The sequence below is a fragment of the Micromonospora sp. CP22 genome, assembly GCF_009712475.1.
Taxonomy (GTDB): Bacteria; Actinomycetota; Actinomycetes; order Mycobacteriales; family Micromonosporaceae; genus Micromonospora.
In genome coordinates this window covers 28,989-55,093 of sequence record NZ_VCJO01000024.1, presented here as the reverse complement: position 1 = coordinate 55,093, position 26,105 = coordinate 28,989, and the positions used below count along the sequence as shown (strand labels likewise).

At 69.1% G+C, this 26,105-nt stretch carries 27 protein-coding genes; all 27 read right to left on the bottom strand.

What is annotated here, in order from left to right; translation table 11 throughout:
- Positions 1-1,741: 1,741 nt before the first annotated feature.
- The gene (locus FF096_RS24080; protein ID WP_309223853.1) at positions 1,742-2,737 is read right to left on the bottom strand and encodes an EamA family transporter; all 996 of its coding nucleotides are present in this window, start codon (positions 2,735-2,737) and stop codon (positions 1,742-1,744) included.
- A 305-nt stretch (positions 2,738-3,042) separates the two neighbouring features.
- Positions 3,043-3,723, bottom strand: a complete 681-nt coding sequence (gene npdG, locus FF096_RS24075) for an NADPH-dependent F420 reductase (RefSeq protein ID WP_155221846.1) — start codon at positions 3,721-3,723, stop codon at positions 3,043-3,045.
- A gap of 79 nt (positions 3,724-3,802) precedes the next feature.
- Positions 3,803-4,762: an electron transfer flavoprotein subunit alpha/FixB family protein gene (locus FF096_RS24070; protein WP_155221845.1), complete on the bottom strand. Its 960-nt coding sequence runs from the start codon at positions 4,760-4,762 to the stop codon at positions 3,803-3,805.
- Positions 4,763-4,774: 12 nt separating this feature from the next.
- Positions 4,775-5,554, bottom strand: a complete 780-nt coding sequence (locus FF096_RS24065; protein WP_155221844.1) for an electron transfer flavoprotein subunit beta/FixA family protein — start codon at positions 5,552-5,554, stop codon at positions 4,775-4,777.
- A 373-nt stretch (positions 5,555-5,927) separates the two neighbouring features.
- Positions 5,928-6,677 (bottom strand): thioesterase family protein, encoded by a 750-nt coding sequence (locus FF096_RS24060; protein WP_196222622.1) that lies wholly within the window; start codon positions 6,675-6,677, stop codon positions 5,928-5,930.
- Positions 6,670-7,257, bottom strand: a complete 588-nt coding sequence (locus FF096_RS24055; RefSeq protein WP_155221842.1) for a hypothetical protein — start codon at positions 7,255-7,257, stop codon at positions 6,670-6,672. The genes FF096_RS24060 and FF096_RS24055 overlap by 8 nt, the downstream gene beginning before the upstream one ends.
- The gene (locus FF096_RS24050) at positions 7,257-8,120 is read right to left on the bottom strand and encodes a CoA ester lyase (protein ID WP_155221841.1); all 864 of its coding nucleotides are present in this window, start codon (positions 8,118-8,120) and stop codon (positions 7,257-7,259) included. Before FF096_RS24050 ends, FF096_RS24055 begins: the two co-directional genes overlap by 1 nt.
- Positions 8,117-9,277, bottom strand: a complete 1,161-nt coding sequence (locus FF096_RS24045) for an acyl-CoA dehydrogenase family protein (RefSeq protein WP_309223852.1) — start codon at positions 9,275-9,277, stop codon at positions 8,117-8,119. The genes FF096_RS24050 and FF096_RS24045 overlap by 4 nt, the downstream gene beginning before the upstream one ends.
- A gap of 45 nt (positions 9,278-9,322) precedes the next feature.
- A complete protein-coding gene (locus FF096_RS24040) occupies positions 9,323-9,727 on the bottom strand; it encodes a Zn-ribbon domain-containing OB-fold protein (RefSeq protein ID WP_155221839.1) in 405 nt (134 codons plus the stop codon).
- Positions 9,724-10,875: an acetyl-CoA acetyltransferase gene (locus FF096_RS24035; RefSeq protein ID WP_155221838.1), complete on the bottom strand. Its 1,152-nt coding sequence runs from the start codon at positions 10,873-10,875 to the stop codon at positions 9,724-9,726. The genes FF096_RS24040 and FF096_RS24035 overlap by 4 nt, the downstream gene beginning before the upstream one ends.
- Positions 10,872-11,303, bottom strand: coding sequence for a MaoC/PaaZ C-terminal domain-containing protein (locus tag FF096_RS24030; RefSeq protein WP_155221837.1), 432 nt, complete (start codon positions 11,301-11,303; stop codon positions 10,872-10,874). Before FF096_RS24030 ends, FF096_RS24035 begins: the two co-directional genes overlap by 4 nt.
- Positions 11,300-11,800 (bottom strand): MaoC family dehydratase N-terminal domain-containing protein, encoded by a 501-nt coding sequence (locus tag FF096_RS24025; protein WP_155221836.1) that lies wholly within the window; start codon positions 11,798-11,800, stop codon positions 11,300-11,302. The genes FF096_RS24030 and FF096_RS24025 overlap by 4 nt, the downstream gene beginning before the upstream one ends.
- Positions 11,797-13,020 (bottom strand): Rid family hydrolase, encoded by a 1,224-nt coding sequence (locus FF096_RS24020; RefSeq protein WP_155221835.1) that lies wholly within the window; start codon positions 13,018-13,020, stop codon positions 11,797-11,799. Before FF096_RS24020 ends, FF096_RS24025 begins: the two co-directional genes overlap by 4 nt.
- On the bottom strand, positions 13,017-14,390 hold the full coding sequence (locus FF096_RS24015; protein WP_155221834.1) for an MmgE/PrpD family protein: 1,374 nt from the start codon (positions 14,388-14,390) through the stop codon (positions 13,017-13,019). Before FF096_RS24015 ends, FF096_RS24020 begins: the two co-directional genes overlap by 4 nt.
- On the bottom strand, positions 14,387-15,637 hold the full coding sequence (locus tag FF096_RS24010) for a CaiB/BaiF CoA-transferase family protein (RefSeq protein ID WP_155221833.1): 1,251 nt from the start codon (positions 15,635-15,637) through the stop codon (positions 14,387-14,389). The genes FF096_RS24015 and FF096_RS24010 overlap by 4 nt, the downstream gene beginning before the upstream one ends.
- Complete coding sequence (locus tag FF096_RS24005) at positions 15,634-16,668, bottom strand: LLM class flavin-dependent oxidoreductase (RefSeq protein ID WP_155221832.1); 1,035 nt, start codon at positions 16,666-16,668, stop codon at positions 15,634-15,636. Before FF096_RS24005 ends, FF096_RS24010 begins: the two co-directional genes overlap by 4 nt.
- Before the next feature lie 5 nt (positions 16,669-16,673).
- Entirely contained in the window at positions 16,674-17,198 is a 525-nt protein-coding gene (locus tag FF096_RS24000) for a MaoC family dehydratase (RefSeq protein ID WP_155221831.1), read from the bottom strand.
- A 177-nt stretch (positions 17,199-17,375) separates the two neighbouring features.
- On the bottom strand, positions 17,376-18,125 hold the full coding sequence (locus tag FF096_RS23995) for a FadR/GntR family transcriptional regulator (protein WP_155221830.1): 750 nt from the start codon (positions 18,123-18,125) through the stop codon (positions 17,376-17,378).
- On the bottom strand, positions 18,122-19,684 hold the full coding sequence (locus tag FF096_RS23990) for an AMP-binding protein (RefSeq protein ID WP_309223851.1): 1,563 nt from the start codon (positions 19,682-19,684) through the stop codon (positions 18,122-18,124). Before FF096_RS23990 ends, FF096_RS23995 begins: the two co-directional genes overlap by 4 nt.
- Positions 19,685-19,687: 3 nt before the next feature.
- Positions 19,688-20,107 carry a hypothetical protein gene (locus FF096_RS23985; RefSeq protein ID WP_155221829.1) on the bottom strand — a complete coding sequence of 140 codons (420 nt, stop codon included), beginning with the start codon at positions 20,105-20,107 and terminating at the stop codon, positions 19,688-19,690.
- Positions 20,088-20,894 (bottom strand): enoyl-CoA hydratase/isomerase family protein, encoded by an 807-nt coding sequence (locus FF096_RS23980; protein ID WP_155221828.1) that lies wholly within the window; start codon positions 20,892-20,894, stop codon positions 20,088-20,090. The genes FF096_RS23985 and FF096_RS23980 overlap by 20 nt, the downstream gene beginning before the upstream one ends.
- Positions 20,891-21,691 (bottom strand): alpha/beta fold hydrolase, encoded by an 801-nt coding sequence (locus tag FF096_RS23975; protein ID WP_155221827.1) that lies wholly within the window; start codon positions 21,689-21,691, stop codon positions 20,891-20,893. Before FF096_RS23975 ends, FF096_RS23980 begins: the two co-directional genes overlap by 4 nt.
- Positions 21,688-22,527: a hypothetical protein gene (locus tag FF096_RS23970; RefSeq protein ID WP_155221826.1), complete on the bottom strand. Its 840-nt coding sequence runs from the start codon at positions 22,525-22,527 to the stop codon at positions 21,688-21,690. The genes FF096_RS23975 and FF096_RS23970 overlap by 4 nt, the downstream gene beginning before the upstream one ends.
- Entirely contained in the window at positions 22,524-23,378 is an 855-nt protein-coding gene (locus FF096_RS23965; RefSeq protein ID WP_155221825.1) for an ATP-binding cassette domain-containing protein, read from the bottom strand. The genes FF096_RS23970 and FF096_RS23965 overlap by 4 nt, the downstream gene beginning before the upstream one ends.
- Positions 23,365-24,195 (bottom strand): ABC transporter ATP-binding protein, encoded by an 831-nt coding sequence (locus tag FF096_RS23960; RefSeq protein WP_155221824.1) that lies wholly within the window; start codon positions 24,193-24,195, stop codon positions 23,365-23,367. The genes FF096_RS23965 and FF096_RS23960 overlap by 14 nt, the downstream gene beginning before the upstream one ends.
- Positions 24,192-25,043 carry an ABC transporter permease gene (locus FF096_RS23955; protein WP_155221823.1) on the bottom strand — a complete coding sequence of 284 codons (852 nt, stop codon included), beginning with the start codon at positions 25,041-25,043 and terminating at the stop codon, positions 24,192-24,194. The genes FF096_RS23960 and FF096_RS23955 overlap by 4 nt, the downstream gene beginning before the upstream one ends.
- Positions 25,036-26,100 (bottom strand): ABC transporter permease, encoded by a 1,065-nt coding sequence (locus tag FF096_RS23950; protein ID WP_155221822.1) that lies wholly within the window; start codon positions 26,098-26,100, stop codon positions 25,036-25,038. Before FF096_RS23950 ends, FF096_RS23955 begins: the two co-directional genes overlap by 8 nt.
- Positions 26,101-26,105 lie beyond the last annotated feature (5 nt).

Sequence of the window (26,105 nt, the reverse complement as noted above, 5' to 3'; positions counted from 1 at the left end):
CAACCGCCTCCACATAGGCCAATCACCCAGCATCATCCCAGCTCACTGGCTTGCCGAGCGAGAACGCAACGGCCCTGGGTGATCGCTGCCGCCCTGCCAAAAACGTCACCCACGCAGGGACCGGGAACACTGGCCGCGAGGACCCGACGACACCGATGGTCAAGCTATGGGAGTTCGTGTCGGAGGCCCGATGTCGACCAGACAATTATGATTGTCATTAACGGCGAGCTGCAACTGGTGGCACGCTGATGACAGCAGCCAGCTGTCTATGCCGCTGCGACCCGGTTCGCGTGCCAGGATCGACACAAGTCGATGCCCGGCACCGGTTCCGCCTTATCTAGGCTATTCCGCTCGCCTGAAATCAGGCCACCTGACGGGTCCCGGGCCGACCGCCCGGGACGCGTCTGTCACCACGCCGCCCGAGCCACCGGCGCCACCGTCCTCGACATCACCCCCGCCGGCGTCACACCGAACTTCCACACGGTCGGCATCGCCGACGCCCACAACTACATCTGTGGTGCTGCGGCACACCTCCCTGCCGCTCATCGCCTTCACCCCCCGCGTCAAGGGCGACGCCAGGGTGACGTTCGTCGACCACCCAACCTCGCCGCCGCCCTCACCACCCTGACCGACGCCGAGACCTCACCGCCGAGCATCTGCAGATCGCCCTGTCACAGGTTGACCTGAGCGCCCTCAGCCCACCTGAACACGACCCGATCAACTACTGGAAACCGACCACAGTCGGCGAGCTGCTGTTCAGCTTCTGGGACTGAACACCAGTAGTCACAGGAACAACCAAATTCGTCTAGCCGGACGTGTCACGGATCAAGTGACAGCGATCCGTAATGCATCAAATGGAGCCCGACACCCGCAATAGCCTACTACGGACTCCCGCCAATCCTTCGGACGATGCTTGATATCCCCTCCGCAGCTGCTCTCAACGCATGGTCGAGAGCAGCAAGATATTCTTCTCGGTTTTGAGCATAAGAGTCGGAGGACACCTTTAACCACACATCCTGGTAAGCGTCCTCTAAGCCAAGGACCTCTTCGACAAGTTCTGCCCGCTGGTCGAATGAAAGACCAACCCTACCCTGCAAGAGCATACTTAGTTGAGCCCTATTCGAAACAACGTCCCCTACAAGACGAATATGCGCTAAACCAACCTTCTCACTTAGGAGGATCTCCGCAAGAACAGCATCGTGATGTTCCCGTTGACCAGGCAAAGCAACCCCTAGCCTAGAGTCCGTTTGAGCGCAATCATTCCTCGCGCTCCCTCCGGTATATCAACGCCACCACCTCGCAAAATTGACACGCAGTAGGTGACACAACTGTTGTGAATTCCATCATACGGACCGAGGTCCGCTCCAATTGAGCGTTGCTGGGCATGCATGGCCGCTTCCGCATCAGGAACATCGAAGGATCTCTCAATAACATTGGGACCGAGGGGCTCCGCTCGCGCGCCCGTCGTTGGAAGACCATTTGGACTTCCTCCCTCATCCCATCCGGGGATTACTTGCTCAGTCTCCAGCGACCTGCCGCCGACCTCTACCCGAATCGTGGCATGCTCCATATCGACGTCCCAGCGTACGGTTGCCTTACCACCGCAGTTGTGGACGAGGACCCCATCTGGCCCTCATGATCGGCAGGACAGGACCGGTCGGCCCGGCGCACGGTGGGCAGGCCGGGGACGGGGGCGAGGATGTGCCCGTGCGGGCGTGCGGCCGCGCCGGTGTCGGTGGCGTCACCGCTGTGACGCCGTGCTGGGTGTTCGCTGCTCGGAGCCGGGCTGCGGCAGTGTCACGGCGGGGCGGGTGCTGCGGTGTTCGTGTAGCGAGAGCAGGACGACCGAGCCCAGGACCAGGCCGAGGCCAACCCATTGACTGGGGCCGAGCCGGCCGTTGAGCAGGGTGATGCCGACGAGCGCGGCTGACAGCGGGAAGGCAAGCTCGGCCAGGGTCGCGCGGGAGGCGGGGGTGTTCTGCAGGGCGTGGTAGTACAGCAGCAGGGCCAGCAGGCCCGGCACGGCCGCGAGCACCACCAGCCGGGGCAGCAGCGCTGGCGGTACGGCGACCGACGTGCGTGTCGCCACCGCGAAGCCAGCGAGCGCGACCAGGCCGACGGCGAATCGCAACGTGGTGACGTGCAGAAAGGACAGCTCATGGCTGACCATTCGTCCCAGCACAGTTCCAGCGGCCCACAGCAGGGCCGCGCCGACCGCGAGCGCCGCCGCGCCCGCGCCACCGATGGTCACACCGAATGGATCAGGGAAGGCCAGCAGCCAGGCCCCGACCAACGCCGGCAGCGCGAACAAGGGAAACCGCCGGGTTACGCGCTCGCCGAGCAGGGCGGCAGCTAGCACCAGGGCAAGTACCGGCTGCAACTTTTGCAGGACCTGCGGCGTGATCGGATCACCTAGCCGGAATGCCGCGGTGAACAGTGTGGTAGCCAGCGCCGATGATCCCGCACCGATGACCAGCACACCCACCCTGGTGCGCCGACTACACCGGCCGAGGGAACGCAGCGCAGGGATCAACCAGGGCGAGACGAGAAGCACGAGGACGATGTGCTCGACGAGGACGACACTCAACACCGGCAGTTGCCGGGAAAGGGGTTCTCGCAGCAGGCTGGAGAAACCCCAGAAACTGGCGGCGACGGCGACGAGCCAGGTGCGGTCGCCACTATGACCGGTGGCAGGGTGGGACATCGCGCGCTCTTTCCACAAGTGTGCGGGCAACACGATGGCCCGCTGGACACATCAGTTTGTCGCCATCAGAGTTGGAGTGATCCACGAGCGGGTGACCGCTCCCACGCTTTCGATCTTCAACGAGGCCAGTTGTGCCACGGTGTCCACGACGCGGCGCAGCCCAGAGCCGGTCACCGACAGGTCGTGGAAGCCGGCGGCGGTGAACTTCCACCGCGAGCCGCAGCCCAGGAGTGCGCGAAGTGTAGAAGGGTGTGGCCAGGACGACGACCACCCAAGCGTTGGTCATGGCACGGTGACCCCATCGTGGTCGGCCGGCCGTAGACCTCGGAGTCGCCCCGTCAGATGTCGGTGATCCGGATCCCTGCATGCGCCTTGTACCGGCGGTTCACGCTGATGAGATTCGCGGTAAGTGCCTCGACCTGGTGTGCGTTGCGCAGCCGCCCCCCGTACACGCCTCGCACGCCCGGGATGCAGCTGGCCAGATCCCGCACCAGGTCGACCGCCTCCCGCACATCTGCCAACACCAGGACGTCAGTGTCGACCGAGGCGGTCTCCGGGTCGTCGAGTGTGACCGCGCTCACGTTGTGGAACGCGCCGACCACGATGCTGTCCGGCAGCAGCGCCTGCGCCTGTTGGGTCGCCGATCCCTCCTCAACCGGGAGCGCATAGGCTCCCTGCTTGTCGAAGCCGAGCGGGTTGACACAGTCGACCACCACCTTGCCAGCCAGGCTGGTCGCCAACCCTTTCAGCAGGTCCGCATGTCCCTCCCAGGGAACGGCGATCACCACGATGTCCCCGGCGTCGGCCGCACCGGTGTTGTCCATGCCGGACACGAGGCCGCCCGTCGCCCTGGCCAGCTCGGTGGCGGCGCCGGCGGCCCGCTCCGGGTCACGGCTGCCGATGACCACCGCCAGCCCGGCGGCCGCGAATCGGCGGGCCAGGCCCCGACCTTGCGGGCCCGTACCACCCAGGACCGCGATGGTCTTGCCGACAAGCGACTCGGGCAGGAGATCTGTCATGATGTCTTACTCCTTCTGGTCAGTCTGTAGTCAGCTTCGCTAACGGGACACGAGCTGGTTGACTCGACAATGCCGCCCATCACGTGCGCTTGCGGATCTCCTCGACGGCCTGCGGTACGATTTTGAACAAATCGCCGACCACGCCGAAGTCGGCCAGTTCGAAGATCGGCGCTTCGGCGTCCTTGTTGACCGCGACGATGGTCTTGGAGGTCTGCATCCCGGCCCGGTGCTGGATCGCCCCGGAGATACCCAGGGCGATGTACAGCTGGGGGGAGACCGTCTTGCCGGTCTGCCCGACCTGGAACTGGTGCGGGTAGAAGCCCGAGTCCACCGCTGCCCGGGACGCGCCCACCGCACCGCCGAGCAGGTCGGCCAGTTCCTCGACGAGCTTGAAGTTGTCCGCGTTACCGACACCACGACCACCGGACACGACGACGGAGGCTTCGGTCAGCTCCGGGCGTGAGCTCTTTTGCTCGGCGACCCGCTGCACCACCCGGGCCAGCTTGTCCGTGTCGCTGACGGTAACGGTGAGCTGCTCCACCTCGGGGCTGGCCGGAGCCGGGGTCGGGGACAGCGAGTTCGGGCGGACGGTAACCAGCGGCAGGCCACGAGTGACCTTCGACTTCACGATGGTGGAACCGGCGAACACCGCCTGGGTCGCGGTGCCGTCTGCGGCCAGGTCGGTCGCGTCGGTCAGGATGCCGTTGTGCAGCTTCACCGCCAGGCGGGCGGCGATTTCCTTGCCCTCCTGCGACGAGGCCAGCAGCACCGCACCCGGGCGCACCCGCTTGACCAGATCGGCCAGCACGGTGGCCTTCGGGGCCACCAGGTAGCCGTCGATCTCCTCTCCCTCCGCGGCATAAACCTTCGCCGCGCCGTACTCACCCAGCTTCGGGCTCAGCGCGTCTGCGGCGCCGGGACCGCCGAGCACGACCGCGGCGGGGGTGCCCAACTGCCGGGCGAGGGTGAGCATCTCCAGGGTGACCTTCTTGACGCCGAACTCACCGGTGGCGTCAACGACGACGAAAATCTCAGACATGACCCGCACCCCTCACACGAACTTCTCGGAAGCGAGGAACTCCACCAGCTTCACGCCGCCGTCGTCCTCATCGGTGACCTTCACGCCGGCCGACCGCAGCGGGCGCTTGGCGTGCTCCAACACCGTGCTGGTCGCCCCGTCGAAACCCACCTCAGCGGCGGCGATGCCCAGATCGGCCAGGGACAGGGTCTGCACCGGCTTCTTCTTCGCCGCCATGATCCCCTTGAACGACGGATACCGCGGCTCGTTGATCGTGTCCCACACCGACACCATTGCCGGCGTCGAGGCGGTGACCACCTCATAGCCCTCCTCGGTCTGCCGCTCGACGGTCAGCGTCGACCCGTCGACGGTGAGCTTCCGCGCACCGGTCAGGGCGGCCACACCCAGCCGCTCGGCGATCATGTGTGGGATCACCTGCACCCGCCCGTCCGTCGACTCCGCACCACAGATGATCAGATCCGCGCCCAGCTGGCCGAGAGCGGCGGCGAGGACCTTTGACGTCGCTACTGCGCACGAGCCGTGCAGGGCGTCGTCCATCACATGCACCGCCTTGTCCGGGCCCATCGACAACGCCTTACGGATCGACTCGGACGCCCGATCCGGACCCATCGTCAGGACCGTGACCTCACCGCCGACCGATTCCTTGACCTTCAACGCCTCCTCGATGGCATACTCATCCATTTCATTGATCACGTTGTCCGTCGAACCACGGTCGACAGTGTTGTCGTCAGCACGCAGGCTGCGGTCCGCCCCCGAATCAGGCACCTGTTTGACGAGTACGACGATATTCATCGCGCTTCAACGACCTCCCACTACGTAATCTGCCGGCCGAGCCAGCTCCATAACTTTCTGGACGTTCATAGGATGCCGTCCCTTTCAGTCCCGCGACCGTCTGAAAGAGGCGGACAGGACCGGGCCAGGACGACGACGTCGGCCCAGGCCAAGCAGTCAGCGACACCAGGCCGGTGGCGGCTCCCCATGGACTTGATCTGGGCGGCGGCTGCCGCGGCACGCCGGTATCGCGGGATCCGATGGCCACGCGGAGGCCGGCGGCGTCCAGCGCTGGGCCAGATGCCGCCGATCATCCCGGCGCTGGGTTGGTTTCTATGTCCCGGCGGGGTATCAATCTCGGTCATGCTGGTTCCCTTCGTGGCGGGCGGGGTTATCAGTCGACGTCGGCCGGCCAGACGACCCGACGGTTCTGACGCGCCTGGGCGACCATTTCGCCCATTGAGGTGTATAGAGAGGTGTCCTCCATGCAGAAGTCGTCGCGGGCCCAGACCGTGGACGACACCACGAGGTACCACCCGTCGCGAGGAGCGGGCGGCTGCGGCCGAAGGTGAAGCGTGAAGTCGATGGTGGGAACGAACGCCGGCACGCGCGGGCTGAGGAAGAGCCCGGGCGGTACCGCGTCGATAAGTACCGCCGCGCGGCCGAGTGCGTCGAGCGTGGCCACCGGACGAGCCGGCTCGTTCAGCCTCATCCAGGCGCGCGTGGCCCTCCCGGCGCCCGTGTCGGGAATCAGCCGTAGCTCGAGCAGTCGGCTCCACGGCTGGTCGCGGTACGGCGGGTCGTACCTGGGGGTCTGCTCCGGCGTGAGTATGCCGGCCAGGTCGATCGGCGCGCTGGGGATCTCGGCGCCCCGGACGCGGGCCAGCTTCGCTACGGCGCGGGCCCGGGGGCGGCCCTGGAGCAGCGAGACCTCAACGCACGCGGTCCGTCCGCCCTGGTGCCGGGGCGAGACGAGCAGATCCGCATCCCCGAGGCCCACTGAGCCGCTGAACTCGACCGCCAGGGACAGCACCTCGAACCCCGGGATGCACTGAGCGGCCTCACCGAGCGCGGCGATCACGCGACCGCCGAAGACGCCGTCGAAGCCGCGCCATTCCTCGACGAAGTGCGCGCGGTCAGCCACGAGCCACCGGTTCCCGCACCATGATGTCACCCGAGGGAGGTTCGCCCGGCCAGTCGGCGGCCGCGCGGGCCCAGCGCGTGCCAGCGAGATCGAATGCCTCCGCTCCCTCGGGCCAGTCGTCGACCGTGGTGATCCGCCAGCGGGCCTCCGACGTCAGCAACACCTCGCCGCGCAGGCCGGAGCGAACATCGACGGAGATGATCGGTTCAGCGGCGGTCGGGCCAATCTCCTCCGGAGTCCGGAAGATCGCCGGACCGCCGAACCACGCCAGCGCTGTGCACCCCTGCGGCGCCTGCATTCTGGTTCGCAGGAACCGCGCCGGGACGTGTGTCAGCTCACCTGGGCCGTGGACCTCTCCCTCGAACTCGAGGTGGCCGTCGAGCACGAAGAACTCCTCGGCGGCCAGGTAGCCACCGGGGGTGTCGCGGACGAAGCCGGCGGGAAACCGGGCCAGGATCGTGAAGGTGTCACCGTCTGACTCCAGTGGCACGAGATCCAGCCCGAGCTCGGCCCCCGGCATCGGGACCCTGCGCCAGGTGATGCTGTCAGCGGTGAGGTCGATCGCGCGTGGCCGGGGCATCAGGGCTCCGCGCGAGCCGCGAGGGCCAGGATCTTGTGCGCGTTCCTGAGCACGGCACCGTCCACGAGGCGCCCCTGGTCGTCGAGCAGCACACCGCTCCCCTCGGCCTCTGCCGCCTCCAGCCGGCTGATCACCGTTCGAGCCTCCTCGGCTTCCTCTCGACTGGGGGTGAACACTTCGTGCACCACGGGGACCTGAGCCGGGTGGATGCATGCGCGGCCGAGGAAGCCTTGGCGACGCACCCGGCGGGTGGACTCGGCGAACGCTTTGGCGTCCTTGGTGATCCGCGAGACGGGACCCACCGGTGGGTTGATGCCTGCAGCTGCGCTGGCCAGCACCACCATCATGCGGATGCCGGCAAGCTCGGCCTCGTCCTGGCCGGGTTCGAGTCCGGTGTCACCGGCCAGGTCCACCTCACCGATCTGCAGCTGGTGCACACGTGGTCCTGCGGCGATCGCCGCCACCTGCAGCACCGCGGCCGCCGACTCGACCAGCGGCATCAGCACGCTGTCGTGGTCACCGAGCGACGCGAGCTGGTCGGCCACTTCGCGGACGTCCTGCGCGGACTCCACCTTGGCGAGGGCCAGTCCGCGCAGGGCGGGGATGCCCGCCAGCGCGGCCACGTCGCCGGACCGCCGGTTCCCGCCGTTGATCCGGACCCACAGCTCGGTGCGGAGGTCGGTCGGCTGCGCGCGCAGCCAGTCCTGTACCGCGGCGAGGGCAGGGTCCTTCTCGGCGACCGGTACGGCGTCCTCGAGGTCGACGATCAGTGCGTCCGCGCCACGGTCGAGCGCTTTGTCGAGCTTTTCTGGGGCGTTACCCGGGACGTAGAGGTAGGTGCGTGGGAGGTCGATGACGCTCATCCCACCACCGTCTCTCCGCTGATCAGCGACTTGGCCACAACCATCCGCAAGATGTCGTTGGTGCCCTCGCCGATGCTCATCAGCATGGCATCGCGGTAGAGGCGTTCCACCTCGAACTCCGTGGAGTAGCCGTACCCGCCGTGCACCTTCATGGAGTCGATCGCCGCCTCGAGGGCCACCTCGGAGCAGAAGATCTTCGCCATGCCGGTCGGGCCGTCCGCGCGCCCCTGCCGGACGGCGTCGGCGGCCCAGTAGGCCATCAGGCGGGCGGCCTGTACCTGGGTGCCGAGCTGCCCGAGCTTGAGCTGGATGGCCTGGAAGTCCGAGATCGGCCGGCCGAACGCCTTGCGCTGCTGGGCGTAGGCGAGGGCCTCGTCATGGGCACGCTGGGCGATCCCAACCGAGCGGGCCGCGATGTTCACCCGGCCCCACTCGAGGGCCGACAGCACCTGCTGCATGCCCTTGCCTTCGACGCCTCCGACCAACTGGTCACGGTGCACCCGTACGTCCTGCAGTGAGATTTCGCAGGATTCGGTGCCCTTGTAGCCGAGCTTCGGGATGTCCTTGGTGACCTCGTACCCCGGGGTGTCCGCCTCGATCAGCAGAACGCTCATCCCCTTGTGCGCGGGCGACGCGCTCGGGTCGGTCTTGACCAGCACGGGCAACGGGTCGGCGTACCGGGCGTTGGTGATCCACATCTTGGAGCCGTTGACGACATAGTGGTCGCCGTCGAGCCGGGCAGTCGTGCGAATTCCCTGCAGGTCGGTGCCGGCGTCGGGCTCCGTCAGCCCGATACCGGTACGCCGCACACCGGTCGCCAGCTCGGGCAGGTACTTCTGCTTTTGCTCCTCCGTGCCGTGCATGGCGATCAATCGGCAGGCCAGCGAGTGGCTACCGAGGATGCCGGCGATACCCATCCAGCCGCGGGCGATCTCCTCGAAGACGAGAGCGAAGGAGACCGGGTCGAGGTCGAGGCCGCCGTACTCCTCGGGCACGGTGATGCCGAACAGGCCCATGTCGGCCATGCCCTTGACGATCTCCGTCGGGTATCGGCCGGACTGCTCCCACTCCCGCGCGACGGGGACGACCTCCCGGTCCACGAACTGGCGCAGGAGCGCGCGGAATTCGCGCTGTTCCTCGTTGAGCTTGAAGTCCACGTGCAATGCCTCTCTGTGCTGGCAAGGGGGTCGGCGTGGCGCCGGCTAGCGGGGAGCGGGTACGAAGACCGGCAGCGCTCGCCCGTCGTCGAGGTCGACCCAGTCCACGGCGACGCGGTCACCGATGCGCCAGGCATCGGGCTCGGCGTTTTCGAGCCGGGTCAGGCAGATGACGCCTTCGTCGAGGCGGACCCGGGCGATGACGTAGGGGACGTCCGTGTCGGGGACCGGCGAGCGGTACACGACCGTGAACGAATCGACGACCCCGGTGCCGGCGGCGGTGTCGAACCGGAGCGTGTCGGTGCGCCCGCAGTGGATACACAACGAACGCGGAGGGTGCTGCACGCCGGAACACTCCGCGCACCGCTGCACCGCGAGTCGGTGCTCGCGGGTCGCGTCCCACCAGCCGGCCGTGACGACGTCGGCCGGGGGCACGGATGGCGCCTTCATCGGTCGACCCCCAAGATCACAGTCGCGTGCGTGGACAGAATCCCGCCGGTGCCGTGCGCCAGCGCGGTGCGTGCGCCGGCCACCTGGCGGGGCCCGCATTCGCCGCGCAGCTGACGAACGGCCTCGACGAGCAGCAGCACCCCGTACTGACCGGGGTGGCAGTAGGACAGGCCGCCGCCGTTGGTGTTCAGCGGCAACTGCCCGCCGGGGCGGATCCGGCCGTCCTGGATGAAGTCCAGCGCCTCGCCCCGACCGCAGACCCCGAGCGCCTCGAGCGTCAACGCCACCGTGATCGTGAACGAGTCGTAGACCTCGATGACGTCGATGTCGGAGATCGAAAGGCCGGCACGAGCCAGGGCGTCGGCCGAGGAACCCACCGCCCCCGTCAGCGTCAGGTTGTCCACGGCGGTCATCGAGGTATTGGTGGTCCGCTCGCCGTAACCGAGCACCTCGACCGGCGTTTTGCGCAGGTCGCGGGCCCGCTCGCTGGAGGTGAGCACCACGGCCCCGCCTCCGTCGGTCACCAGGCAGCAGTCCGCGGTGGTGAGCGGGCTGGAGATCATCGGGGCCGCGAGCACGTCCTCGACCGTCAGCGGGCCGGCGCCGTACCGGAAGGCCTTCGGGTTGAGCAGCGCCCACTCCCGGGCCGCCACGGCGATCTCGGCCAACTGCTCGCGCGTGGCGCCGAATTCGTGCAGGTACCGCTGCGCCGCCATCGCGTAGTAGGACAGCGGATACAGCGGGGCGTACGGCGTCTCGAACTGCGCCTCGGGCGTGTGGGCCTCCACCACACCGCCGAGCGAGCGGGACCGCGCCGAGCGCTGGTTCGACGCGAAACTGACCAGCACGGTCTCGGCCTGCCCGGCCCGGATCGCCTGCGCCGCGCGGGCGACGTACATCTCGTACGCCGAGCCGCCGGCGAAGGTCGAGTCGGTCCACTTCGGCTGGATGCCCAGCCAGTCGGCGAGCTGGGTGGCGGAGAACCGGGAGATGCCGGTGGTGGCCAGCCCGTCGACGTCGCGCAGGGCGAGCCCGGCGTCGTCGAGGGCCCGGGTGATCGCCTGGGTCTGCAGGCCGAGGATGGGCTGGTCGGTCACCCCGAGGTCGGACTCGGCGGCGCCGACGATCGCGACACCGGTGCCGTTCATCGCGCCGCCTCCGCTCCGGGTCCGTCGGCCCGTCCGAGCAGGACGGTCGCCGAGGCCGGTGCCACCGCGGTGCGGGCTGCGGAGCCGACCACGACGACCCGCAGGTCGCACACGATCCGTTCGTAGCCGGCTTCGGTGACCGTGCCCTCGCAGCGCACGGTCTCGCCAGCGAAGACGAGGTTGCGGAAGGTGAAGTCGAGGCGGTGCACGAACGACTTCGGACCCAGCCAGTCCTGCAGCTGCTCGACCAGCAGCGCCCCGAAGACCTGACCGTCCACGATCGGCCCGGGGAGCTTCTTCTCCGCGACGTACTCGGGGTCGTAGTGGAGCCGGTGCCAGTCCCAGGTGGCGCCGGCGTAGGCGACCATGTCCGTGAGCCGAATGGTGCGCTCCAGGGGCGGCACGGCCTGCCCGACCGTGATGCTCATGACGACTTCTCCAGTGCCACGAAGATGAGGCTCTCCTCGTTCTCGGCGAGCAGCTCGCCGTCCTGGTTGGTGTAGCTGGCCTTGGACATGACGATGAGCATCGCGTGCCCCGAGCCGGTGACCTTCTCGGTCACGCCCTCGATACGCCAGGTGGCCGTCACCACGTCCTCCGGCCGGATCCGCCGGTGGAAGACGTACGAGTTGCCGCCCCGCACCTGCCGGGTCCCCGGGATGTCCAGGCCCCAGGTGTGGCCGGGGTATCCCTCGTGGTCCATCGGCAGGCCGGCGTACTGGTTGGTCTCGCACACCAGCGTCAACGGCAGGGTCACCCCCGGCAGGCCCTGCGCCCGCGCGTACTCGGCGTCGGAGTAGAGCGGATTGTCGTCACCGATGGCCAGGCCGAAGTAGCGGCCGGCGGCGGCGCCGAACGGCTCGGGCGCGGTGTAGACCCTGGTCCGCCCCGCCAGCGCGCGGACCTCGTCAGTGAGCAGGCTCATGCCCGCGCCTCGGTCTCGGCCGGGTACAGCGCCGTCGGGAAGACCTCCAGCAGGAACTCCGGACGCAGCAGCCCCTTGCAGAGCGCCCCGGTGGACGCCGGCCACGGCGGGCTGAGCAGCCGCTCGCGCACGGGGGCCACCGCCCGGTAGTCCGGCAGCGCCGACTCCACGCAGTACTCCGTGGTCTCCAGCAGGTCCGCCGGGCCGAGCCCGGCGTGCTTCAGCAGCGTCAGGATCGAGCCGTACGTCACCTCGGCCTGGGCGCCGATGTTCCCCGGGTGCAGGGCCTCCTGGGTCACCATGTCGAGCGCGGCGAAGCCGGACATGAACAGCATCCGGCCGGCCTTGATCCCCGGCGAGTAGGTCAGCGTGTCGTAGCGCTTCCAGCCCGGGTTCACCAGCTCCAGGGGGTGCCGGGAGGCGGTGACGTCGATGGCGACCAGCTGCTCGGGCAGGTGCAGCCGGCTCATCAGGATGCCGCCCGCGCCCGGGTACACGCCGGCCCCGCCGAGCCGTTCCTTGCGGATCCGGTGGGTCTTGCGGTAGACCTCGCGGGTCTCGGGGGTCGAGTAGTCGTAGGTGGTGACGGCGTTGTCCAACGACAGCCCGGCCTGCTCGAGGAGCTGGCCCGCCCGGTCGAGGCAGTAGGCGTACTGGCCGACGAAGTCGCCGGGGTGGATGACGTCGCCGTTCTCGTCGATCGGCACGATCGTGGGCAGGTAGACGACGCCGTCGTAGCCCTCGGTCACCGGAAAGCTCCGCCAGGTGCCGGCCTCGCGCGCCTCGCTTGCGATCCGCAACTGCTTGCCGCCACCGCCGACCGCGTGCAGCTCGACCTCGAGGAACGCGGTACGCCGGACCAGGCGCTCCACGACGACCGTGCGGACGGTGGGCGTGTGCTCACCGAAGAGCTCCCGACGCACCGCGGCGGCCGCCTCGTATTCGGGCAGGCCGGAGAGCGTGACGTTCTCGGTGATCCGGGTGACGTCCGCGATGCGGAGACCGGCGCCCTCGAGGATGGTGAGCACCTTCTGGTAGGCGGTCCGGGCCTGCTCCTCCATGCTGCCCTTGACCACCATCTTGCCGACCGCCGCGTCGTGCGCCGCCGCGGTGTGGCCGGAGGTCCAGGCCACGTCCCCCTCCGCCAGGCCGAGGCAGAAGGTGAAGCCCTCGTAGGGGAACCACGGGAAGGATGCAGGCTTGATGGCGTGCAATGTCATGGGCGTTCCTTCGCAGAGCTGGGCAGGAGGCGGGCCAGGGCGTCGAGCAAAGGGGCCAGGTCGGGGTGCTGGTCGAGCTCCCGTACCGCGTCGAACAGGGGCGTGGCATCCCGGCCGGCCAGCCCCGTCGCCTTGGCGATCAGGCCTTCGTCGGTGAGCGGGTTGTCGGGTCCGCCCGCGCTGCGGGGCACCGACCCGTGGATATTGGCGCCGTCGCGCAGGACGACCCGCACCGCGCCGGGGGCGTCGGCGGCGACGCCGTCGCTCGGGGTGATCTCGACGTGGACCCGGCCCGCGAGCTCGGCGACCTCCGGACGGCGGATGGAGTCCGGCTCGAAGGTGTCCAGCCCGAGCCGGCCGTCGACGACCAGCGCCGCCACGCTCCACGGCAGCGAGAACTTGGCGGCGTAGTCGCTCGCCGGGCGGGTCAGGTCGCGGCTGGTGTCGCAGACCACCGAAGCCGAATCCGGGTGCACGCGGGCCACGATGTGGTCAACGTCGCCGGGCCGGAACGGCCGCGTCGCCAGCGCCGCCGCGGTCGCGTCGAGCGTGGCGTGGGACAACTGGCAGGCCGGGTACGGCTTGATCCCGATGCGGGTGGTCTCCCACCGCTGCCCCAGGTCGCGCACGATTGAGGCCCGGTCGGCGTGCCCCTCCGCGAGCGCGTCGTAGATGCCGTACGGACCATCGAACACCGTTTCGGGTCCGGTCGCCCCGGCGGCGGCAAGCCGGGCGGCGAGGATGCCGGCGTGCGAGGCGAAGCCGGGGTGCAGCTGCTTGGTGGAGGCGCCGGTGCCCAGGAAGGCGAGCAGCCCGCCCGCCTGGCTGCCGGCGATGCCGAGCGCGTGGGTGGTGCGCTCGGCATCCAGCCCGGACAGGCGCGCCGCCACCAGGGCCGACGAGAAGACGCCGGCCACCATCGTCGCGTGCAGACCGCGGGCGTGGAACCCGTGTGGTACCGCGGCCGCGATCCGGCAGGCGGCCTCATACCCGACGATCGCCGCGTCGAGCACCGCCGGGCCCGACGCGGCGGTCTGCTCGCCAACGGCCAGGGCGGCCGGCAGCACCACCGCGGTGGCGTGGATGAGGCCGCCGGCGTGGGTGTCGTCGAAGTCGAGGGCGTGCACGAGCGACCCGTTCGCGAGGGCCGCCGCGGGCGCGGAGACCCGCGGCCCGCGGCCCAGGATCGTCGCCTCCCGCGGGCCGCCCAGCTCCGCGGCCACGGTGGCCGCCGCCGAGACCGCGCCGGTGCGCACCGCGCCGACCGCGTTGGCCAGCCCGTCGAACAGGTGCCGCTGCGCCGCCCGGCGAACCTCCGCCGGGAACGCCCGGACCGAGAGTCCCCATTCGGCCAGCGTTGAGGCGATCATCGGGAGCCGGTCTCCGGGCCGGGGGCGTCGGACTGGCCGGTCGCCGGTTCGGCGCCGAACGCGCCGTCGCGGCGCAGCTCGGCGATCTTCCCGTCGTCGAGGCCGGCGATGTCGCGCAACACCTCGTCGAAGTGCTCGTTGCGCAGCGGCGCCCGGCGGTACTGCGGGAGCTCCGCCCCGACGCGCACCGGCGAGGCGACCTGCTGGACGGTGCCGAACCGCGGGTGCTCGGTCGTCACGACCAGGTTGCGGGCGAGGGTGTGCGCCTCCTTGAGCGCCGCCGGCACGTCGTTGATCGGGCCGCAGGGGATACTCGCGGGGTAGAGCACCGACAGCCACTCGTCGACCGTGCGCCGCCGGAAGATGTCCTCCAGCTTGGCCAGCAGCTCCTCACGGTGCTGCTGACGCCCGGAGAAGTTGGCGTACGGCGACCCGTGCGCCGCCCACTCGGGGTGGCCGATCACCTCCGCTAGGCGGGCCCAGAACTTCTCCTTCGCGCAGCCGACCACGAGCCAGCCGTCGCTGGCCTGGAACGCCTGGAACGGCACCAGCGAGGGGTGCGCCGAGTGGCGGGTCCTGGCCGGCTGGTAGCCGGCGTTGAGGTGCCACGCCGCGGGGTAGGTCAACATCGCGATCGCGGTGTCGTAGAGGCTCACGTCGCAGTCCATGCCCACGCCGTCCCGCCGCGCCGCGTGCAGCCCCGCCAGCAGGGCGATCGCCGCGACGTAGCCACCGGAGAAGTCGACCAGGGACAGGCCCGACTTGGTCGGCGGACCGTCCGGCTCACCGGTGAGGTCCATCCAGCCGGCCAGGCCCTGCAGCACGTAGTCGTAGCCGGGCTCGTTCTTCCGCGGCCCGGTCATGCCGAACCCGGTCAGCGAGCAGCAGACGATCGCCGGGTTGAGGTGCTTGAGCTGGTCGTAGGTGATGCCGATCTTCTCCGGCACGTCCCCGCGCAGGTTGGAGTAGACGGCGTCGGAGACCTTCACCAGTTCCTCGAAGACCTCGCGGCCGGCTCGCGTGGTCAGGTCGAGAGAGATGCTCTTCTTGTTGCGGTTGAAGGTCTCGAAGAAGAGCGAGTCCTCGCCCTCGGCGTACGGCGGAACGTAGCGGCCGACGTCTCCGCCGACCCGGGGATCCTCGATCTTGACGACCTCCGCCCCGAGATCGGCCAGGTGCACGCTGCCGAAGGGGCCGGCCCCGTACTGCTCGAGCGAGATGATCCGCACGTCCTCCAGCGGTCTCATGCCTTGCCTCCGGTCAGTTCTGCGATCAAGGCCAGAATCTCGTTCTGCGCCACGCGCACGTCCTCGGCGCCGATGCCGTGGGTGGGCGGGCTGAGCTTCACCGAGTCGGCCTTCCCCTCGTACGCGGCGATCCGCGCGGCCACGTGGTCGCGGTCGCCGGCGAGGGTGAGCGCGTCGACCATCTCGTCGCTGACCTGGTCGGCCAGGTAGTCCGCGCCCTGACCGGCGCGGAACGCGTCGATCACCGCCTGCTGCTGCTCGCTCAGCCCGTGGAAGTCGAAGAAGTCGGCGTAGGTGCGCACGCTGGCGTAGAAGCCGACCAGGCCCGCCACCCTCCAGCGTGCCTGCACGGGATCGGGGTCCACCGAGCAGCAGGCCGAGACGACGACGTCAACGTCGGGGCGCGTCTTGCCCTCGGTGCGGGCGATCCCGGCCTCCAACTCGGGCAGGACCCGCTCGACGAGGTAGCGCGGCGAGCAGAGCTCGTGGCTGATCCAGCCGTCGCCGATTTGGCCGGTCAGCCGCGTCATTGCCGGCCCCATCGCGGCGAGGTAGACCGGGATCTGCTGCCGCAGGACCGGGAACGGCCGCTCGTAGCCGCGGATGTGCATCGGCTCGTACTCGCCGTCGAGGGCGATCTGCTCGCCGGAGGTGCAGGTCCGCCAGAAGTGCCGGATGTTGCGGACCGTCTCCCGCATGTGCGGCACCGGCTTGCCGAAGCGTGCGTTGTGCCACTGCTCGTTGAGTCGCTGCACACCTGACCCCAGCCCGAGCACGAAACGTCCGTCCGACAGTTCGTCGATATCCAACGCCTCAAGGGCGGTGATCATCGGGCTGCGGGTGAACGCCAGGGCGATCGAGGTACCGATCTTCGCGCGGCTGGTGCCCTGCGCCAGCGCCGCCGCGGTGATCGTGGCGCTGCGGTGCAGCTCCGAGACCCACAGGACCTCGGCGCCGGCCTCTTCCGCGCGCCGCCCCGCGTTGACGAACTCCTCGAGGGTTTCGCCCCAGGGCTGGTAGGTGATGCGCATCCGACTCACTCCTGGTCCAGCGTCAGCGGTGCCTTGCCCTCGGGGAAGATTCCTTCGATCTGCTCGGCCCCCCGCTTGTAGACGTAGAACGTCCGTTTGAACGAGCAGACCTCGTCGCCGTGCTGGTTCAGTGTGCGGGTGCGAACGGTGACGATGCCGGCGTGCGGGCGACTGCCCGACTCCCGCTTTTCCAGCACGAGCGACTCGCTGAACAACGTGTCGCCGGCGAAGACCGGGTGGGTCATCCGGATCTCGTCCCAGCCGAGGTTGGCGAAGGCGTTCTGGGTGATGTCCGTGACGCTCTGGCCGACCGCAATCGCCACGGTCAGCGTGGAGACCACCAGTGGTTTCTTGAACTCCGACTGCGACGCGTAGAGGGAGTTGAAGTGCATCTGGTTGGTGTTCATGGTCAACAGCGAGAACCAGATGTTGTCGTTCTCGGTGACTGTGCGGCCCAGCGGGTGCTTGTAGACGTCACCCAACTCGAAGTCCTCGTAGAAGCGACCCGTCCACCCCGGCTTGACTGTCATACCGCGCCTCTCAAGCGATCATCCCGTAGGCCCGAGGTTAAACCTCAGACGTTTGAATGTCAACCACCGGGAAGGCGCTCCACGCGGTCCGTCTAAGCAGTTCAGAGCAGCAATGAGCGCCCGCTGAGCAATCCGTACGCGAGGTCTCGTTGCTATATGTCAGACATTTCGGCAAGCCTAATCGCTGTACGCTTCGCGCAGGGCAATCAGGTGCTTCAGCATCTCGGCCGCCGCCGCCTCACCGTCACCGTTCTCGATCGCGGCGAGGATCGCCTCGTGCTCGTGGTCCACGCCGGCCCAGAACTCGTCGGGGACGTTCGGCGAGAGGAACTTCGCTTGGAGCACTCGGAAGACTGGCTCGGTCATCATGCTCAACAGGCGGTTGCCCGCGGCCTCGACGATGATGGCGTGAAAGTTGCGGTGCTCGCGGAACCGGCCCCCGCGGCCCCGGGTAAGCATCTCCCGCTCGATCGCCTCGCGCAGCGCCTTGAGATGGTCGTCCCCGCGGCGCAGCGCGGCCAGCCGCGCCGCGGGCACCTCCAGCACCTCGCGCGCCTCGAGCATCTCGCCGACGGTGACCGAGGCGCTACCGGACATCAGCCCGATGCTGGTTTCGAGATAGTCGCTGACCTGCTCGAAGTTCACCGTGCTCACGAAGGTCCCGCCGGTGGTACCCCGCGTCGTGCGGATGAGGTCCCGCGAGGCCAGGACCCGCAGTGCCTCCCGCACCGTGCTCCGGCTGACGCCGAACGTCGCGGCGAGCTCCGCCTCGGACGGCAATCGGTCCCCTGCGGAGAGGGAGCCCGTGAGGATCAGCTCCCGCAGTTGGTCGGCCACCTGCTGGTAGGCGGTCCGCACCCTGCTCACCGGCAGGTTGCCGGAGCCGCCCCGGGCGCCCTGGATCTCTTTCAGGGGATTACCGGTCATGGCTGACCCTTCTCCTTCGCCGTTGACGCCCGTGTTCCGGCGCGGGCGAGGTACTCGTCGCGTAGCTGCCGCTTAAGAATCTTGCCGCCCGCGTTGCGGGGGAGGTTGTCGATTACATGCCACTCGCGCGGAACCTTGTATCGCGCCACGCTGGCCCGCACGTGCGTCTCCAGGGAGCCGAGGTCCACCTCGCGTCCCCCGGCGGGCACCACGAACGCCGCGATCCGCTCGCCGTACGTCTCGTCCGGCACACCGATGACGGCGACCTCGTTGACGTCGTGGTGTCGGACGACCACCTCTTCGATCTCCCGCGGGAAGATATTCACGCCGCCGGCGATGATCATATCCTTCTTGCGGTCCACAATGGAGATAAAGCCCTCGTCGTCACGCACCGCGATGTCACCCACCGTGACGAAGCCGTCCGTGGTGGTCGCCTGCCGGGTGGCGGCCTCGTCGCCAAGGTAGCCGGCCATGAGCATCGGCGAGCGCGCGAACAACTCACCGGGCACGCCGGGCGGGACCTCTCGGCCCTCGTCGTCGAGCAACCGCACGTCGTTCATGAACCACGGATGCCCCACGCTGCCAGCCTTGCGCATCGAATCCTCCGGCCTGAGGTTCGTCACGATCGAGCACTCCGTCGAACCGTACAGTTCGTGGACCCCGACCCCAGGGAAGGCTTCGTGCACCCACTCCTTCAGCTCGACCGGCAGCGCGGCCGCGTTGAAGTAGAGGGTCCGCAGGGCGGACAGATCGTAGGCCCCGGCGGGCTCCGCGACCAGCCGCCGGATCTGCTGAGCGTGCGTGGGGACCAGGAACACCGTGCTGGTGCGGGACCGTTCGAGCATACGCAGGAACTCCTCCGGGTCCCACTTGCGCAGCACCCACGTCTCTCCACCCAACTGCGGGCCGGCGTAGCCGAACGAGAAGCCTGCGCCGTGGTACAGGGGCGCCACGGCCGTGGTCACCCGCGAGGGTCCCAGCCCGTACTCGATCGCGGCGCCGTACGCCGTCAGCACCCGCCCACGGTGGGTCAGCACGACCCCCTTGGGCACGCCCGTCGTGCCGGACGTGTAGGTGATGCAAAAGGTGTCCCGCTCGCCCACGGCCACCCGCGGGTCACGGGCGGCAGCCCGATCGAGGAACGCCTCGTAGTCGCGCCCGACCTGGCCGTCGAAGCTGAGCACGAGGTCCAGTCCATCCACGATCGACTCGGCGTTGCCGTGCAGCGCGGAGTCCATGATCAGGACCCGCGCTCCCGAGTGCCCGACGATGTACTCGTTGTCCGCGGCGGCGTTCTTCGAGTTCAACGGCACCATCGGTAGGCCGGCCTTGGCCAACCCCGTGGCGACCTCGAAATACTCCATGCGATTCGCCGACAGCACGGCGACGGCGTCGCCCGGGCGCAGGCCCGAGGCGAGCAGGCCGGCGGCCAGCCGGCTGGATCGCTCGTGCAGCCCCGCGAATGTGAGGCTACGGTCGCCGTCCACGACGGCGACGCGGTTCGGAGCGGACCGGGCGAACTCCCGGACGCCGTTTGCCATGTTCAGTTCGGTGCCCACCAGTTACCGTTCCTTCACCGGGTCAGCCATCAACATCACCGCCGTCGCCTCGGCCACCGCCGCCCCCGCTCCGTCGACGACCTGCCAGGCGAACTCCTGGATCGCCTTGCCGCTGCGGGTGTGCCGCACCGGCCCGGGGGTGAGCCGAACGCGAAGCCACGCACCGGCACGCACCATCGAGTGGAACACCACCGACCGCAGCTCGAGCAGGGCGATGGCGCGGTCGAGAATCCCCGACTGCTCGACGAGACCGCCGGCCAGCAGCAGCACGCCCTGGCCCGGCAGCGGCGCGTCAACGCCTTCGGCGCGCTGCCCGGGCGTCGGGTTGAACAGCGGATGCGTGTATCCGCCGCTCGACACGATCGTCCTGATCAGCTCGTCGGTGATCTCGACGCCCGGGGTCTCAACGTAGCTGCCGGACATCGGCACCCCCCCAGTGCGGATCGCGCCGCTCGACGTACGCACGAAAACCCTCGTCGGCGTCCGCCGTGCTGACCTGCATCTTCTCGAAGAGCTCACGCTCGTAGCGCAGCCCCTCCTCGAGGGTTAGGTTCTGCGCCGCCCCGACCGCCAGCTTGGTCACCGCGATGGCCGGGCGCGACCGCCCCCGCACCGCGGCCACCAAGCGCTCGACCTCGTCGTCCAGCCGTTCGCTGGGAACAGCCGAGAACGCCAGTCCCCACTCGACCATGGTGGGACCGTCCAGCCACAACGAGGTCAGCAGGAGCGCCTTGGCCTTCTGGTCGCCGAGCTTGCGCGCTGCCCGCTGACTGGCGCCCGCCCCCGGTGGGACGCCGAACTGCAGGTGGATGTCGCCCACGCGCGCGTTCTCGGCGGCGACCACAAGGTCGCAGGCGAGCAGCAGCTCGAAGCCGCCGGCGCGGGCCAGACCGTTCACCCGCGCGATCACCGGCACCGGAAGCAGCTCGATCCGGCGCAGCAGGGCGTGCAGCCGGTCGAGGAACGGCAGGAACACCCCGTGCACGTCGGCGAAGCAGGACTCCAGAAAGGTGATGTCCATGCCGACGCTGAACGCCTTCTCGCCGGCGCCGGTGACCACCACCGCCCGCAGGTCCTCGTCCGCCTCCGCCGCGTCCAGCGCCCGCTCGAAGTCGTTCAGGGTCGACGGGATCAGGCTGTTCATCGTGGCCCCGCCATCGAGCAGGAGATACATCACCTGGTTCTCCGTGCGTACGCGCACCGCGGTCATCGCGCCGCCACATCCCGGAGAAACTCGGCGATCTGGTGGGCGTACTCCGCCGGCGCCCGCAGGTGGGGTTGGCCGGGCAGCCCCGGCAGCGTCACCAGGCGCGCCTGCTTCGCCAGTTCCAGGGCCACCGGGTCCTTGTCGGCCAGCAGGTCGAACTCGGCGTCGAGCAGCAACACCGGGATGTCGAGGGCGGCCAACGGCAGGCCCGGGTCGTGGCGGAACGCCGCCTGGTATCCCCAGTCGTAGCGGTCGACGACACGCATCAGCTCGGTGACGGCGAGCTGCAACATGTCCGTGGTCAGCTTTGGCCAGATTCGGCGGTACCGCTCGACCGCCCACGCGAACTGGCGTCCCTCGACGTCGTACGGCGCCTGGGGCGTCCAGTTGGCCAGGAAGTCCGCGCGCTCCTCGGGCGTGAACAGGGCGACACCGGAGAGCACCACCGCCCGGGCCCCGCGGTCGAACACGTGGGCGGCCTCGATGGCCAGCGAGGCGCCGGTGTGCACGCCGCCGAAGACGACATCCGCCATGCCCAGCGCGGACGCCGCCCGGGCCAGCACCGCGGCGTACTCGGGAATCTCGAAGCCGTTACGCGGGGGCGGGTCCGAGGCGCCGTACCCCGGGGTGTCGAAGGCGACCACCCGTGCGTGCCTTCCCAGGATCGGCAGCACCTGCTGATAAACGCGGCTGGACAGCGGGGACTCGTGGAACAGCGCCACCCAGGGTCCGCTCGTGCCGGCGGTGAGGTAGTGCACCTGTCCCCAGTCGGACTCGACGTAGCCGCCACGCACCCTCATCGCGGGCCTCCCACCTTCACCAGCAGTTCGGTCTCGCTCGCGACGGCTATCTGTGGTCCGACGGCGCCGACGGGGATGCGCACCAGGCTGGGCTGCGCCAGCGTCCGGCCGTCGACGACGATGGCGCCCGAGACGTTGATGATGAACCGCTCCCGATCCACCGTCTCCGGCCGGGCGACCCAGTCGGCCGCCGCGGAGCGCACGAGCACCGAGGCCGATCGGGTCTCCACATTGGCGCTGAGCACCTTGGACCGGAGCGGGCCGGACGCACCGAGCCGGGTGACCGAATCGTCGTGCGGGCGCCAGACCATGAACCGCGTCTCGGCGCGCCGGACGTAGCCGCGGGGGCCGACCGTCCCGACGTCGCGCGCCCGGGCCTGCCGCCCGGCCTCCTCGTCCGGGCGCACCACCCGGGAGACCCGGTCGCTGCCCTCGTCGGCGTCCTCGCCCTCCATCATCAGGATGGCTTCGAAACCGACCCGGGAGGCGGCCGAGTGCACCCAGCCGGGCGGCCGCCAGAAGTAGTCGCCGGCCACGAACCGCCCCTCGGCGGTGAGGTCCACCTCGCCGCCGACAAAGTAGGCCTCCTCCACGCTGTCGTGGTAGGCCTCGCTCAGGTCGCGGTAGCCGGCGTCGGTGCGGATGTGGTCGATGCGGCGCGAGGTCTCCGGATCAAGCCACAGGTTGCGCATGTGATAGCGGGACAACAGGTCGAGCGCGGCCTCCTGGCTGCTGCCGATGTTCTCCCGGAACGCCGGCTCCATGCTCTCCCAGACGGACCGCCCGTTGACCCACGGCAGGCTCGACCCGTCCACGACACTGACACTGGCACTCATGCGGGCTCCTGGTTCTCGACGGCGTCGCGCACGGTCTTATGGCCGGCGAACGCCTTGTAGGCGTGGGGTTCCCGGGGGTCGGGCGACAGCCGGGCGGAGAGCAGCGTCTGCGTGTACGGGTGCTCCGGCGCGTCGAACAGCTCCCGGGTCGGCTTCGTCTCGACGATCTCGCCCAGGTACATCACCGCGATGCGGTCGCTCACCCACTCGACCGTGTGCATGTCGTGCGAGACGAACAGGTACGCCATCGAGTACTCGCGCTGCAGCTCCGCGAGGAGGGCGAGGATCTGGGCACGGATCGACAGGTCCAGCGACGACGTCGGCTCGTCGAGCACGACGAACCGCGGCCGACTGATGATCGCGCGGGCGATGCCCACCCGCTGCTGCTGGCCGCCGGAGAGCTCACCGGGGAGCCGGTCGGCGAACGACTGCGGCAGACCGACGTGTTCGAGGGTGCTCAGCACCTGCCGGCGGATCTCCGTCGTGCCGAGCTGCGGCTGGTGGATCTGCAGCGGCTCGGCGACGATCGCCCCGATCGCCATCCGCGGGTTCAGCGACTCGAACGGCTCCTGGAACACGAGCTGCATGTCCGCGCGCTGCCGGCGCAGCGTGTTGGCGTCCATCGTCCCGAGGTCCTTGCCGTCGATGCGGACCGCGCCCGAGTCGACGTCGATCAGCCGCAGGGCGACCCGGCCCAGCGTCGACTTGCCGGAGCCGCTCTCGCCGATCACCGCCAGCGTCTCGCCCTCGTTGACGTGGAGGGAGACCCCCTTGAGGGCGTGGACCGGCTCGCCTCCGCGCTGGCGCGCGGGGAAGACCTTGTGCACATCTTCGATCTCAACGAGAGACATCGAGCTTCTCCCCTGGCTTCGGCACGGAGGCGATCAGGCGCTGCGTGTACGGGTGCTGCGGCTCGACCATCACGTCCATGACGGAACCGTGCTCGACCACCTGGCCGTCGTACATCACGACCACCCGCTGGCAGTACTGGGCGATGACGCCCAGGTCGTGGGTGACCAGCACCATCGACCGCCCCTCCTGGCGGACCAGCCCCGAGATCAGGTCGAGGATCTGGGCCTGCACCGTGGCGTCGAGCCCGGTCGTCGGCTCGTCGGCGATCAACAGCTGCGGCGACAGGGTGGTCGCCAGGGCGATCACGACCCGCTGGGCCATGCCGCCGGAGAGCTGGTGGGCGTAGCCGTCGAGCACCCGAGCAGGGTTGACGATGCCGACCCCGTCCAGCATCCGCAGCGCGATCTCCCCCGACTCCTTGCGGGAGACTTTGGTCTTGTGGGCCTTCTGTAGCTCGTAGAACTGCCGCTCGATCTTGTAGATCGGGTTGAGGGACCCGAAGGGGTTCTGCGCGACGAAGCCAATCTTGGCGCCGCGCACCTCGCGCATCCGCCGCACCGGCGTGGCGAGCAGGTCGCCGTAACCGGCGAGCTGCGCCTTGTCGGCGGTGACGGTGCTGTTGGCCGGAAGCAGCCGGAGCAGCCCCTTGATCGTGGTCGACTTGCCGCACCCGGACTCACCGACGATGCCGACGATCTCTCCCTTGTGCACGGTGAGGTCGACGCCCTTGACCGGGTGGACCAGGCCGTGGGGAGTCTTGATGCTGACGGCGAGGTTGCGCACCTCCAGCGCCAGCTCTTCGGACTGCGCGTTCATCGGTAGGTCCTTGCGGTGCGGTCGCCGATCGCGTCGGCGAGCTGGTTGAAGGCCAGGACACAGAGCACGACGGCCAGGCCGGCGAACCCGGCGATCCACCACTCGCCCGAACTCATGTTCCCGGCGCCGTCGCGGATCATCGAGCCCCACGAGGGGGTCGGCGGGCTCACGCCGATGCCCAGGAACGACAGCGAGGCGATCACCACGATGGCGTTGGCAACGGTCAGCGAGGTCTGCACCAGCACGATGCCCCAGACGTTCGGGAGCAGGTGCCGGAAGATGATCCGCCGGGGCGAGGCGCCCGTGGCGGTCGCGGCCTCGATGAACCGCGACTCGCGCAGCGAGAGCACCTCGCTACGCAGCAGCCGCATGAACCGGGGCACGTTGATCAGCGCGATCGCCACGACGACCATGTAGAGCTTGTTGCCCGACAGGGAGACCAGGGCGAGCGCGAGGATCAGCAGCGGGAAGGCCTGGAAGGCGTCCAGCCCCCGGACCAGCCGCTCGCTGCCCTTGCCCTTGCTGCTGGCGGCCAGACCGAGCAGGACGCCCACGACCAGCGACAGCACCGTGCCGGCCAAGGCGAGCGACAGGTCCACCCGCGCCGCGTAGATGACGCGGGAGAAGATGTCGCCGCCGGCGCCGTCGGTGCCGAACCAGTGCTCGCCGCCGGGCGACCGCAGGGTGGCCCCGCCGTCGATGCCCATCGGGTCGTACGGCAGGGGCGCGAAGAGGCTGGCCAGCAGCAGGACCAGGATGAACAGCACGCCGAGCGCCGCTCCCGGGTGCTGCCGGAGCATCCGGCGCATCTGGACGCCCCGCCGTGGTGCAAAGACGTCGTCATGCATGCTTGATCCTGGGGTCGAGGAGCCCGACGACGATGTCGAGCAGCGTGTACGTGATGAGCGTGATGGCGCCGGCGATGAGCACCATCCCTTGGACCACGGGGACGTCGAGCCGCAGGATGCCCTGCAGCGCCCAGGCCCCCAGGCCGTCCCAGGCGAAGACCCGTTCGACGATCGCCTCGCCGCCGAGCAGCGACGCGAAGATCACGCCGGCGTAGGTCACGATCGTGGTGCGGGACTCGACGAGCGCGTACCGCAGCACGGTCCGCTCCGGCAGGCCCATGGCCCGGGCGAAGAAGACCTGCTGGGAGTGGAGAGCCCGCCCCAGGGTCGCCCGCGCGGTCTTGGCGAAGTACGCCGCGTAGACCAGCCCCAGGGTGAGCACGGGCAGCACCAGGTGCTGGAGGGCGGAGCCGGCCAGCGCCGGGTCACCGGCGATCAGGGCGTCGATCGGGATGAACCCGGTGACCTTGGGTGGCGTGCTCTCCGTGAACCCGATCTGCCCCGCGGGCGCTGGTGCCCAGCCGAGCAGGAAGAACACGACATAGATCAGCAGCAGTCCGAGGAAGAAGTCGGGGATCGCCTGGAAGACCCCGGTGAACAGCCGGCTGATCCAGTCGGGCGCCCGGCCCCGGAAGTAGGCGGCGATCGCGCCGAAGGCGATGCCGACCACCGCCGCGAAAAGGACCGCCAAGATGATCAGCTCCAGCGTCGCCGGCAACTTCTCGAAAATCTCGGTGGTCACGGGACGCTTGGAGTAGTAGGACTCGCCGAGGTCACCCCGGAGCAGTCCGCCCATGTAGTCGACGTACCGCTCCACGATCGGCTTGTCGAGCCCCAGCTCCTGCGAGATGGCCTCGACCTGTGAGTTGCTGGCCATCGGCCCGGCGATCAACCTCGCCGGATCGCCGGGGGTGACGCTGACCAGCAGGAAGGACAGCGTCACCACCCCGAACATCGCGGCGATGAGGAACCCGAGGCGCTCCAGGACCAGCCTGACGGGTCCGCGGGCCTTGCGGGCCTTCCGGACCGGCAAACCGGGCATGGCGCTCAGGGTCATGGAAT

Coding starts and splice junctions, on each gene's coding strand:
- FF096_RS23960 (WP_155221824.1), bottom strand. CDS start 24,195: ATGAACGCGCAGTCCGAAGAGCTGGCGCTGGAGGTGCGCAACCTCGCC.
- FF096_RS23980 (WP_155221828.1), bottom strand. CDS start 20,894: ATGACCGCGGTGCGCGTACGCACGGAGAACCAGGTGATGTATCTCCTG.
- FF096_RS24055 (WP_155221842.1), bottom strand. CDS start 7,257: ATGCCCCGGCCACGCGCGATCGACCTCACCGCTGACAGCATCACCTGG.
- FF096_RS24025 (WP_155221836.1), bottom strand. CDS start 11,800: ATGAGCCTGCTCACTGACGAGGTCCGCGCGCTGGCGGGGCGGACCAGG.
- FF096_RS23970 (WP_155221826.1), bottom strand. CDS start 22,527: ATGAGTGCCAGTGTCAGTGTCGTGGACGGGTCGAGCCTGCCGTGGGTC.
- FF096_RS24040 (WP_155221839.1), bottom strand. CDS start 9,727: ATGAAGGCGCCATCCGTGCCCCCGGCCGACGTCGTCACGGCCGGCTGG.
- FF096_RS24005 (WP_155221832.1), bottom strand. CDS start 16,668: ATGCGCATCACCTACCAGCCCTGGGGCGAAACCCTCGAGGAGTTCGTC.
- FF096_RS24050 (WP_155221841.1), bottom strand. CDS start 8,120: ATGAGCGTCATCGACCTCCCACGCACCTACCTCTACGTCCCGGGTAAC.
- FF096_RS24070 (WP_155221845.1), bottom strand. CDS start 4,762: ATGTCTGAGATTTTCGTCGTCGTTGACGCCACCGGTGAGTTCGGCGTC.
- FF096_RS24015 (WP_155221834.1), bottom strand. CDS start 14,390: ATGATCGCCTCAACGCTGGCCGAATGGGGACTCTCGGTCCGGGCGTTC.
- FF096_RS24000 (WP_155221831.1), bottom strand. CDS start 17,198: ATGACAGTCAAGCCGGGGTGGACGGGTCGCTTCTACGAGGACTTCGAG.
- FF096_RS23950 (WP_155221822.1), bottom strand. CDS start 26,100: ATGACCCTGAGCGCCATGCCCGGTTTGCCGGTCCGGAAGGCCCGCAAG.
- FF096_RS23955 (WP_155221823.1), bottom strand. CDS start 25,043: ATGCATGACGACGTCTTTGCACCACGGCGGGGCGTCCAGATGCGCCGG.
- npdG (WP_155221846.1), bottom strand. CDS start 3,723: ATGACAGATCTCCTGCCCGAGTCGCTTGTCGGCAAGACCATCGCGGTC.
- FF096_RS23985 (WP_155221829.1), bottom strand. CDS start 20,107: ATGTCCGGCAGCTACGTTGAGACCCCGGGCGTCGAGATCACCGACGAG.
- FF096_RS23975 (WP_155221827.1), bottom strand. CDS start 21,691: ATGAGGGTGCGTGGCGGCTACGTCGAGTCCGACTGGGGACAGGTGCAC.
- FF096_RS24065 (WP_155221844.1), bottom strand. CDS start 5,554: ATGAATATCGTCGTACTCGTCAAACAGGTGCCTGATTCGGGGGCGGAC.
- FF096_RS23965 (WP_155221825.1), bottom strand. CDS start 23,378: ATGTCTCTCGTTGAGATCGAAGATGTGCACAAGGTCTTCCCCGCGCGC.
- FF096_RS24035 (WP_155221838.1), bottom strand. CDS start 10,875: ATGAACGGCACCGGTGTCGCGATCGTCGGCGCCGCCGAGTCCGACCTC.
- FF096_RS24020 (WP_155221835.1), bottom strand. CDS start 13,020: ATGACATTGCACGCCATCAAGCCTGCATCCTTCCCGTGGTTCCCCTAC.
- FF096_RS24030 (WP_155221837.1), bottom strand. CDS start 11,303: ATGAGCATCACGGTCGGGCAGGCCGTGCCGCCCCTGGAGCGCACCATT.
- FF096_RS24010 (WP_155221833.1), bottom strand. CDS start 15,637: ATGAGACCGCTGGAGGACGTGCGGATCATCTCGCTCGAGCAGTACGGG.
- FF096_RS23995 (WP_155221830.1), bottom strand. CDS start 18,125: ATGACCGGTAATCCCCTGAAAGAGATCCAGGGCGCCCGGGGCGGCTCC.